Origin of the sequence: Sphaerobacter sp. (assembly GCF_019683595.1) — a bacterium.
Classification (GTDB): Bacteria; Chloroflexota; Chloroflexia; order Thermomicrobiales; family Thermomicrobiaceae; genus Sphaerobacter.
In genome coordinates this window covers 23,562-32,166 of the sequence record NZ_JADGHZ010000027.1, presented here as the reverse complement: position 1 = coordinate 32,166, position 8,605 = coordinate 23,562, and the positions used below count along the sequence as shown (strand labels likewise).

The following is an 8,605-nucleotide window of genomic DNA, read 5'->3' as shown; positions in this document are numbered from 1 at the left end:
GGAGTGGAGGAACATGGATACACGGAAGTCTCGACTGACGCGCGTGCTCGCCGGCATGGGCCTGGCTGCCGCGCTGGCCGTCGGCGCGGTGCTGCCCTCGCTGGCGGCGGATTCCGCAACCTTGGATGGGACAGCCAATCTGGCCGCGGGACCGCTGGACCTCGTGGCGAACGGCTCGGTGAGCTTCAGCGGCACGCTCAACGGGCAGGACCAGACGCTCACCACCAACCCGGGTGACGCCACGATCACCATCACCGATGCAACCGGTTCCGGTGCCGGCTGGAGCTTGTCGGCCAGCGCGACCCAGTTCGCCGACGGCGACGGCCATTTCCTGCCGGCGGATGCGCTGAGCATCGGCTCGTCGACCGTGACCACCGATGCAGGCTACGCGGGCGACCTACCCGGAACCTTGACGGGCGGGACGCTTGGCAGCACCTCGACGGTGATCCTGGCCGCGCCCGCCGACTCCGGGATGGGCACGTTCTCGATCGCGCCGACGTTTACGCTGAATGTCCCAGCCGAGGCGTACGCCGGCGACTACACCAGCACGGTGACGTTCACGCTTGCGGTGACGCCGTAGCAATCGGTCGAGCGACGCGGCCGGGACGCTCCCGGCCGCGTCCACCGCGGGAACGGGTTGTCAACAGCATCTCATGAAGCGATCGCTCGCCTCGAGGAGGCCATCAACGATGCGGTTCTTGTCCAACGCACTGCGCGTCGTGCCCGCCGCGCTCCTGCTCCTGCTCTTGCTCACAACGGCGCGCGTGGCGCAGGCCGCCGGGGAGGCGAGTTTCAGCGTGCGGCCCGCTTCGACGCAGTCAACGAACGCCGCGTACTTCGTCTACGACGCCGAGCCGGGGCAGGTGATTCAGGACGACGTCCTGGTCATCAACACCGGCGATGCGCCAGGCACGGTCCGCCTCTACGCGTTGGACGGGATGACCGGTCCGACCGGCGGGATCGTGTTCCCCGACGCCGACGCCCCTCGCTCGCAGGTCGGCGCTTGGGTGCAGCTCGACGAGACGGAGGTGACGCTCGGCCCGGGCGAGTCGCGCACCGTGGGCTTCACCGTGACCGTGCCGCGTGAGTTGCGTGCGGGCCACCACGTCGGCGGCATTGCCGCGCAGGGCACCGCGGTGAATCAGGGGAGCGGGCAATTCCAGGTCAACGTGCAGACCCGCGTCGTGACCGCGGTGCAGGTCAATATTCCGGGGCCGGCGGTCGAGCACCTGACGATCAACGGGGTGACGCCCTCCGTGCAGAGCTCGAAGCAGACGCTCCTGCTCGCGCTGCGCAACGATGGCAATCAGATGGTGAAGCCGCAGGGCACGGTCACCATCGCCGACGGCGAGGGGCGCGAGCTCCACAGCATCCCACTGCAGGTGCACACGTTCCTCCCGGACACGGCGATCGACTACCCGGTGGTGATCCCCGATGGGCCGCTCGCGGCTGGGGACTACCAGGTGGTGGTGGACCTGCAGTACGGCGCGCAGGGGACGGCGCGCTACGAGGGAACCTTCACCATCCCCGAGGCGCAGGCGGCGCCGGAGAGCGAGGCGACGCCGGGTGAGCAGTCGGCGACGGTGACGGCCCCGGCGGAACAGGGGTTGTCGATCTGGATGATCGTCGCCGTCGCCGGCGCGGGGCTGCTCGCCGGTCTCCTGTTGGCTGGCGGCGGGCTGCTGATCTGGCGACGCCGCGCGGCGGTGCGCCGATCGGAGGCGCCTGCAGCAGGGCAGGGCAGCGGCGTGAGCCCGATCCGGCCGTTGGTTCCGCTGTCCCACGCCAACACGGTCCGGATTCGGCAGTCCGAGGGTGACGACGAGGCGGGAGCGACGCAGTGGTGACGCAGAACTGGCGCCTGCTCCGGATCTGCCTCGGCCTGGCGGTTCTCCTCGCGCTGAGTGGCGTGCCCACTGTGCTGGCGGAGGAGAGCGTGCCCGGCGAGGTGGTCGTCACCGGTGGACCACTCACGATGTCCGCCAGGAGTGGTCCGAGCGTGACAAGTCAACTCGATGGCACGGACCGCCGCGTGACGTCGTCGTTCACACTCGACGTCAGCGACGCCACCGGGTCCGGCGCCGGTTGGAGCCTGGGGATCAGCGCGACGCCCTTCACGACCGGCGGTCCGGCCGGCCACGCGCTGCCGGCCGACGCGATGACGATCACCGGCGTGGTCGCGGCCTGTGCATCGGGGACCTGCACGGACCCGGTGAACGCGGTTGCCTACCCGTTGACCGTGCCCACCGGCACGGAGGTGCAGCCGGTGCCGTTTTTCACCGCCGCGCCCGGTACCGGTATGGGCGCTTTCACCGTGTCGGCGACGGTGGAGATCGCCATCCCGGCGAACGCCTATGCCGGCAGCTACACAACGACGATCACCCTGTCGATTGTGAGCGGGCCGTAGCCGGGCGGGGCGGTAAGTCGACCGAGGAGGGTTAAGGAGGAGAACGGGGCCATGGAGGACTCGCAGTCGTCGCGGCGACAGCCGTCCGTGCTGGAGAGCGGGCGGTCCTGGGCGCGGGTCGTCCCGTGTGCGGAGCATGGAACCTCCGCCTGGTGCTATATCCAGGAGGACGGCAGTCACATCGACAGCGATCAGTGCTGCTGCAACCTGATGCCGAGCGCGTACTGCCCGGTGGACGCGCACCGCGCAACGGCACTGGTGCTCCATCCCGAGGGCATGGCCGGGCTGTTCGGACGTTCGCGAGGCACGAACGGGCACCGGTAGGTGCTGGGGGCGCGCCCGCGAGCGTGCACGGTCAGTCGGTGTCGCTGGACGTGTAGGACGCGGGGCGGACGGGTAGCTCCACGATGAAGGTGGAGCCGCAGCCCTGACCCTCGCTCTGGGCCCAGATGCGCCCGCCGTGGCGCTCCACGATGGCACGGCTGATATAGAGCCCGAGGCCGATACCGCTGATGTTGCGCACGGTGGTGTTGCCGGCGGCGCGGGCAAACGGCTCGAACAGGCCGGCGATCTCGGGTGGGTCGAGCCCGACTCCCGGGTCGCTGACTTCGATGCGGATCCAGCTCGGCTCCGCCCCGGGGCCTACCTGCACGCTGATCGTGCCGCCGGTCGGGGAGTACTTGATCGCGTTCGACAGCAGGTTGGTCAAGACCTGATCGATCCGGTGGGGATCGACGACGATCGCGGGCAAGCCCGGCGTGGCGATGAAGCGCAGCTCGTACCGATCGTCCTCTTCGATCTGCCGCCGGAAGCGATCGACAACCGCCTCGACCAGCGCGGTCAGGTCGACCGTCTCGAAGTGGTACTCGAGGCAGCCGGTGCGCACGCGGCTCACATCGAGCAGGTCGTCGACGAGGCGCGTGAGCCGATCGATCTGGCCCAGGATCGTCTGGAGATCCCGCTCGGCCCGCTCCGGTGCGAGGGTGCCGCGCCGCTGCAGGGTGCGGAGCATGCCCTGGGTGAAGAGCTTGACGCTGGTCACCGGGGTCTTCAACTCGTGCGCGGCGATGGACAGGAACTCCTCGCGCTGCCGCTCGAGCTGGCGGGTCCGGGTCATGTCGTTGGCGACGGCGACGGCGCCGACGATGGTGCCGCGGTCGTCCACGATCGGGGAGTAGGCGAAGCGGAGGTGGATATCCTCGCCGGTGTCCGCCCGCCGCACGATCTGCTCCCAGTCCGCGCTCGTTTCCCCGCGGAGCCCACGCGCCAGCGGCATCTCCTCAGGCGGGATCGGCCGGCCGTCCGGGTAGCGCGCCTGGCTGAACTCGGCATACTTCGCGAGCGGCTGGAGGGCCTGCTCGGTGGTGATGCCGAAGAGCCGGGCACCTGCTTCGTTGACGAGCACCACCCGCCCCGTGCCGTCGCAGACGTAGACGCCCTCCACCATCGACTCGATGATGGTGCTGAGTGCGGTAGCCTGTTGGGCCGCGCTCTTGGCGAGCTCCTCGATCCGCCGCTGGTAGCGCACCCGCTCGGTCGTGTCCGTCACCAGTCCGATCACCGCCTCGACCCGGCCGAGGCGGTCGCGCAGCGGGACGCACCAGGAGTCCAGGTGGATCGCTCCCCGCTCCGACCCCTCGTAGACGACATCCCGCACCTCGATCGTCTCACCGGTGGTGAAGGCCTCGGTGAGCGCGGCTCCGAAGCCCACCTCGTCGAGATCCGGAATGATCGTGCGGAGGGGCAACCCCACGAGATCCTTCTCCGAGCGGTAGGGTTCGTCCAGGAAACTGCGGTAGTGCCTGTTCGCCGTCAGCACGCGCAGGTCGGGCGGCGGCCCCACCACGATGACGCCGGCGGGCACGTACTGCAGCACCTGCTCCAGGAAGACGCTGTGCCGCTCAGTCGATTCGAGCAAGAGGATCTTCTCGACCGCCAGCGCCACATGGCTGGCTACGCGCTCGACGACCGCCAGCACGCGGTCCGAGAAGGCCGCAGGCGTGCGGGAACTGAGGTTGATCGTCCCGAGGATCCCGTGCTCCCCGCGGAGCGGATAGATCGCGTAGCTGCGGATGCCGAGACTCCGGAGGAGGGCATCCTCCTGAAAGGCCGCGGAGAGGGTGTCGTCGACGACGACCGGGACGCCGTCGGTGGCGACCCGCTGGACGGCTTCCGCCACCTCGCCGGTGGAGAGGATGGTCGAGAACGGCGTCGGCCGCAGCGCCAGGACGCGCAGCCGTCCATCCTCGTCCTCCGGCGACGGAACCGCCAACGAGATGTTGTCGCAGCCGATCAGCGGCTGCAGGAAGCCGAACGTGTACCCGAGAATCGTGTCGATGTCGCGACCGGAGGCGATAGCGTGGGCGATGGCGTCCAATTGCAGGGCGTCGAGGCCGGTGTCGTCCCGCACCGGCTCGCGGCGCAGCATGACGGTCATCCCGACGATCGCCCCGCCGGTGTCGCGTACCGGTGACGCCGACAGCCGGATATCCGGTCCGAGGCCAGGCACCGGAACGCCGTAGACCGTTTCTCCCCGCGCGACCCGCTGGCAGAGATTGGCGGGGCCGCCGAGCTGGGCGACGTTCACAAGCGTCTCCCGCCCACCGAGGAGGTGCTGTGCCGCCTGGTTCCGATGTTGAATGACGCCGGCCGGGTCGGCGACGAGGACAGCCTCATCGAACTGGTCGAGCGCCGCGCGGAGGAGGAGCAACTGATGCGTCATAGTCACGCCGGCTCGTCTTCCCTATCTCTATCTCTCGAGGCGGGTTCGGTCCGTCCGGTAAGCATACTACCGACCGGGATCCTCCCGGCCGCTCCCCTGCCTAGCAGATCGCGTGCCCGATGAGTCAGGCTGGCAGGGCTCACCATCGCTGCATCCGGAACCAGACCGCCTGATGATACGACCATCACCGATTTGCTGATCCCCCGCGGACCGCGCCGCATCGCATCCGTGACCACCGGGCACGCTCTGGCACCGTCTATGCATTGTCTCACAGAAATTATTCGTGCGACCAGACTAACCCGCAATGACGCAGGCGGGCGGATGCCGGGTCGCCAGCGGGCTGGAAACGAGAGGTGCAGGAATGCACGAGTCCTACCCCGAGCGGAAGATGGACGATCTCACGGACAGCGACGAGCTACGCGCGACATCGGAGCCGTCCGGCTACGGTGCATCCGAGCCCGGTCGGCGTGCGGGCGAGCAGTCCGCCGGACAGGCCCAGCAGCAGGCGGGGCAAGCGGTTGGCAAGGCTCAGGAGCAGGCCGGTCAGGCGGTCAGCAAGGTCCAGCAGCAGGCCGCGGAGCGGGCGGCTGGGCAGAAGGACCGGCTGGCGGAGGGACTGGAAAGCGCGGCGGATGCCCTGACACAGGTGAGCCGCCAACTCCACGATAGCCAGCAGGACACCATCGCCAACGTCACCGACATGGCCGCGGATCGCGTGCGGCAGCTATCGGACTACCTCCGCCGGCACGAGGTCGAGGACCTGATGGACGACGTGGAGGACTTCGCCCGTCGCCAGCCGGCCCTGGTGCTGGGCGGGGCGTTCGCGCTCGGCGTGCTGACGGCCCGCTTCCTCAAGAGTTCCGGCTCGTCCTCGGGTCGGACCTCTCGGGGCGGCATGCGCGGCCGGACCCGCTACGGCGACGCGATGGTCGAGGAGAGCCCGAGCTATCGCCCGTCCTCGGAGCCGGGCTACGGCGCCGGGCAGACGCGGAGTACAGGAGTTGACTGATGGAGCAGAGCAGAGACGAGCGCTCGCTCGGCGAGCTGTTCTCTGACCTGTCGCGGCAGACCAGCGTGCTGATACGCCAGGAAGTGGCGCTGGCCAAGACCGAGATGAGCCAGAAGGCGACCGAGGTCGGCAAGAACGTCGCAATCCTTGCGATCGGCGGCGCGGTGGTCTACGCCGGGGCGCTGGCGATCCTGGCGGCGATCATCATCCTGCTGGCCGAGATCATGCCCTGGTGGTTGTCGGCACTCATCGTCGGCATCGTGGTGGCGGCGATCGGGTACTTCCTGGTCGACCGGGGCCGGGACGCGCTCCAGCGCACCCCGCTCGCGCCGGAGCAGACGGTCGAGTCGCTCAAGGAGGACCGTGATTGGTTGAAGGAGCAGGCATGAGAGACCCGTTTGAGCGCCCGGACGACGTCCAGCCTCCGGACGCAGATCAGACACCCGATGAGATCCGCGACGACATCGAGGACACGCGGGCCGACATGAGCGAGACGATCGATGCCATCCAGGAGCGCCTGAGCCCGGAGCACCTGAAGGATCAGGCGAAGGAGTCGGTCCGAGAAGCCACGATCGGGAGGGCCGAGCAGATGGCGAGCGACATGGGCGACACGGCGCGCCAGACCGGCGGCGGCATTATCGAGACGATCAAGCAGAACCCGATCCCCGCGGCGCTCGCCGCAGTCGGCATCGGCATGCTCTGGCGGAACCGGCAGAGCGCGTCGCAGCCGTCATCGCGCCCGCGCCACGTCCGCTACGATGAGTACGGGCGCCCCGTCCCCCGCACCTACGCGGACGACGAGCGAGCCGAGTCGCGCGGCGGCGGCGCCGGCCAGGCCGTGAGCCAGGCGCAGGAGCGGGCGGGGGAGATGGCTTCCCAGGTCCAGGGGCGCGCCGGCGAAGTGACCGGCGAGATGCAGCACCAGATGCACAGCGCGCGGAGCCAGCTCGACCGCCTCATCGACGAGAAACCGCTGGCGGTCACGGTTGCCGCTCTGGGCCTGGGCGCCGCAGTGGGCCTCGCCATCCCCGAGACCCAGCGGGAGCGGGAGATGATGGGCCCGGCCCGCGATACGGTCATGGAGAAGGCGCAGGACGCCGCGCAGCAGACGATGGGCAAGGCTCAGCAGGTCGCTGAATCGGCCCAGCAGTCGGCGAAGGACGCAGCCAAGGAGCAGGGGCTCACGCAGTAGGGGATCCTGCGTCAATCGTCATGCGTCATTCGTCATCTCCCCTCTCCCCTGGTGGGAGAGGGGCCGGGGGTGAGGGGGACGGTTGACGCATCAGGCACCACGCACCACGTTCGCGGCGGTGCCGCCGCCGAGGACGCGCGGCCCGTCGTAGAGCACGACCGCCTGCCCGGGCGCCAGTGGTGGCCCGGGCTCAAGGAACTCAACCCGCTCGCCGTCGCAGACGACCTCAAAACGTGGCCCCTGGTAGCGGATCCGAGCCTGTGCCCGCGTCGGCGGCTCGCCGTGCCAGATCGGATCGCGCAGAGTCACGCTGCGCGTCAGCAGCCGCGCGCGAGGTGCGACCGCGACCGTGCGGGTAGCCGGGTCGATCGAGGCGACGTAGCGGCGCTCCGGGACCGTCTTGTCCCACTGGAGCCCGCTGCGCTGGCCGATTGTGACGTAGGCGATACCCGGATGCCGCCCGACCACCCGGCCGTGCTCGTCCAGCAACGGGCCGGGCTTCCCGGTCTCCGGTCGTGCGGCCGCGACCAGGTTTCCCACCCCGCCGGCCGTCTTCGCGAAGCAGAGGTCGACCGAGGCGGCCTTGTCCGCCACCGGCAGCCCGGCGGCGCGTGCTCGCTCCCGCACGGTTTCCTTGTCGAGCTCCCCCAGCGGGAACTCCAGCCGCTCCAGATCCTCCGAGGTGAGCCGGTAGAGGGCGTACGACTGGTCACGACGCGCATCGCGCGCCTCCGCCAGGTACCAGCGGTCGCCGACGCGCACCTTGCGCACATAGTGGCCCGTGGCCACGGCGGGGATACCCAGGCTGTCGGCCAGGCGCAGCAGGGCCGGGATGCGCACCCGGTGGTTGCAGGCAATGCATGGGTTGGGTGTCTCGGCGCGGGCATAGGACTCGACCGTCATGCCCGCCACCTCGCGGTTGAATTCATCCCGCAGGTCACGAACGTAGAAGGGGATGCCGAGCCAGTTGGCGACGAGGCGCGCGTCGAACGCGGCCTGATCGCCACAGCAGACCCCCTCGGCGAGCGACTCGGGATCGGAATCGAACAGGCGCAGGTGGATCCCGATCGGCTCCCAGCCGAGGGACTGGAGCGTCAGCGCGGCGACGGCGCTATCGACGCCCCCGGAAAGTGCAACGAGAATGCGAGCCATGAAAGGTGCGGACCTCCAGTGCGTAGGCGGCGATGGAACACGGGGCGGCGGGCCGCGACGCCGCCACCTTGAGCGTACCACGTAGGGAGGTCGCACCCCAGGGGTGGGGGCCGCGTTCGGGGC

9 protein-coding genes are annotated in these 8,605 nt (G+C 69.6%); 7 read left to right on the top strand and 2 right to left on the bottom strand.

The features are described 5' to 3' along the window. The 4 genes from IRZ30_RS05115 to IRZ30_RS05100 all read left to right on the top strand — a co-directional run. Nucleotides 1-580, top strand: a 580-nt coding sequence (locus IRZ30_RS05115) for a WxL domain-containing protein (protein WP_294083623.1), incomplete at its 5' end; no start/stop codon positions are given. A gap of 109 nt (nt 581-689) precedes the next feature. Then, a complete protein-coding gene (locus IRZ30_RS05110; RefSeq protein WP_294083621.1) occupies nt 690-1,847 on the top strand; it encodes a DUF916 domain-containing protein in 1,158 nt (385 codons plus the stop codon). Next, the gene (locus IRZ30_RS05105; RefSeq protein ID WP_294083619.1) at nt 1,844-2,407 is read left to right on the top strand and encodes a WxL domain-containing protein; all 564 of its coding nucleotides are present in this window, start codon (nt 1,844-1,846) and stop codon (nt 2,405-2,407) included. The genes IRZ30_RS05110 and IRZ30_RS05105 overlap by 4 nt, the downstream gene beginning before the upstream one ends. Before the next feature lie 51 nt (nt 2,408-2,458). After that, nucleotides 2,459-2,731 carry a hypothetical protein gene (locus IRZ30_RS05100; RefSeq protein WP_294083617.1) on the top strand — a complete coding sequence of 91 codons (273 nt, stop codon included), beginning with the start codon at nt 2,459-2,461 and terminating at the stop codon, nt 2,729-2,731. Between the two features lie 31 nt (nt 2,732-2,762). On the opposite strand, the gene IRZ30_RS05095 is transcribed toward IRZ30_RS05100, so the two are convergent. Then, a complete protein-coding gene (locus IRZ30_RS05095) occupies nt 2,763-5,129 on the bottom strand; it encodes an ATP-binding protein (protein ID WP_294083626.1) in 2,367 nt (788 codons plus the stop codon). 361 nt (nt 5,130-5,490) lie between these two features. Here IRZ30_RS05095 and IRZ30_RS05090 point away from each other — a divergent pair, with 361 nt between their 5' ends. From IRZ30_RS05090 to IRZ30_RS05080, 3 genes are read left to right on the top strand one after another with little or no spacing between them, the layout of a single operon-like run. Then, complete coding sequence (locus IRZ30_RS05090) at nt 5,491-6,138, top strand: hypothetical protein (RefSeq protein ID WP_294083615.1); 648 nt, start codon at nt 5,491-5,493, stop codon at nt 6,136-6,138. Further along, a complete protein-coding gene (locus IRZ30_RS05085; RefSeq protein WP_294083613.1) occupies nt 6,138-6,527 on the top strand; it encodes a phage holin family protein in 390 nt (129 codons plus the stop codon). The genes IRZ30_RS05090 and IRZ30_RS05085 overlap by 1 nt, the downstream gene beginning before the upstream one ends. Beyond that, a complete protein-coding gene (locus IRZ30_RS05080; protein WP_294083611.1) occupies nt 6,524-7,330 on the top strand; it encodes a DUF3618 domain-containing protein in 807 nt (268 codons plus the stop codon). The genes IRZ30_RS05085 and IRZ30_RS05080 overlap by 4 nt, the downstream gene beginning before the upstream one ends. Nucleotides 7,331-7,420: 90 nt before the next feature. On the opposite strand, the gene mnmA is transcribed toward IRZ30_RS05080, so the two are convergent. Continuing rightward, on the bottom strand, nt 7,421-8,482 hold the full coding sequence (mnmA, locus tag IRZ30_RS05075; protein ID WP_294083609.1) for a tRNA 2-thiouridine(34) synthase MnmA: 1,062 nt from the start codon (nt 8,480-8,482) through the stop codon (nt 7,421-7,423). Nucleotides 8,483-8,605 lie beyond the last annotated feature (123 nt).